Genomic DNA, 1,031 nt, shown 5'->3' on the forward strand with positions numbered 1-1,031 from the left:
TCATATATAATAGGACTTTACATTCAGGAACATGTGTTCTATTATTGGTACAGAAATATTTTCTTCTCCTACCAATATGTCGCATAATGTCGAATCCTTCCTGAAAAAATTCTGAAGAAATTTGTAAAAAGGGGTAGACATGATATATCCCTTGATGGTAAGATAAGGTCATCAAAGGGAACATAAAGGAATCTGAAGCCCTTTAAAGGAAGTGATACATATGTAGAGGGAGGTACGATTTTTGTCTAGTGAAGAGGTTTTAACAGTTAAACAGGTAGCCGAGATATTAAAAATATCTGAAAAAACGGCTCGCAAAATGCTGAACAACGGAGAAATTAAAGGTTTCAAAGTCGGTCGAGAATGGCGCGTGTCAGCTGAAAAATTCAATGAATACTTAAAACAAAATTAATTCTTTGGGGGAATTTTAAAATGACAAACACTATTAAAAACACTGAAAACACTACTGACGTATTGGCAACTGAGGACATTGCAACAGCATCACCAAGTATTTTTGAACAAGGTACACAACAAATGTTTTCAACTATCCAGGCAACGGACAGAAAGAGCAGCATCAAACTTTACAACGCGGTAAGCAACGCTGAACACTCTCTATCAGACCATATCGGAGAAGTAATTGAAATTACAGACATGGTCGCCCATGCGGTTGAATTAGAGGATGAAGTCACGAAAGAGACAATTCAGGCAATGCGCGTTGTTCTTTTAACAGCAGACGGACAAGGCTATCACAGTGTATCTCAGGGCGTAGCAAGCTCCCTACAACGTATCATTGGGATTGTAGGGCAAGGTCCTTGGACGGACGAGCCATTAAAAGTTGTTCCAAAAGAAGTTAAAACCCGCCGCGGCTTTAAAACATTGACACTTGCGCTTGTGGACTAATTAAATAGTCGCTCCGATCGGGGCGGCTTTTCTTATATTAAATTACTATATACGGAGGTTGCTAGACTTGGATAAAAACGTAATGATTTTCGACAACGGAGAACGCCGCACAGAGATTAAAGAGGATAGAGTGG

At 39.4% G+C, this 1,031-nt stretch carries 2 protein-coding genes; both read left to right on the forward strand.

The window, feature by feature from the left end; translation table 11 throughout:
• The first annotated feature begins 241 nt into the window (after window positions 1-241).
• Window positions 242-409 (forward strand): helix-turn-helix domain-containing protein, encoded by a 168-nt coding sequence (locus ACFQ88_RS39785; protein WP_326194937.1) that lies wholly within the window; start codon window positions 242-244, stop codon window positions 407-409.
• A 20-nt stretch (window positions 410-429) separates the two neighbouring features.
• Entirely contained in the window at window positions 430-897 is a 468-nt protein-coding gene (locus ACFQ88_RS39790; protein ID WP_326194938.1) for a hypothetical protein, read from the forward strand.
• Window positions 898-1,031: the final 134 nt, after the last annotated feature.

This window comes from Paenibacillus sp. NPDC056579, assembly GCF_042793215.1.
Classification (GTDB): domain Bacteria; phylum Bacillota; class Bacilli; order Paenibacillales; family NBRC-103111; genus Paenibacillus_S.

Coding starts and splice junctions, on each gene's coding strand:
- ACFQ88_RS39790 (WP_326194938.1), top strand. CDS start 430: ATGACAAACACTATTAAAAACACTGAAAACACTACTGACGTATTGGCA.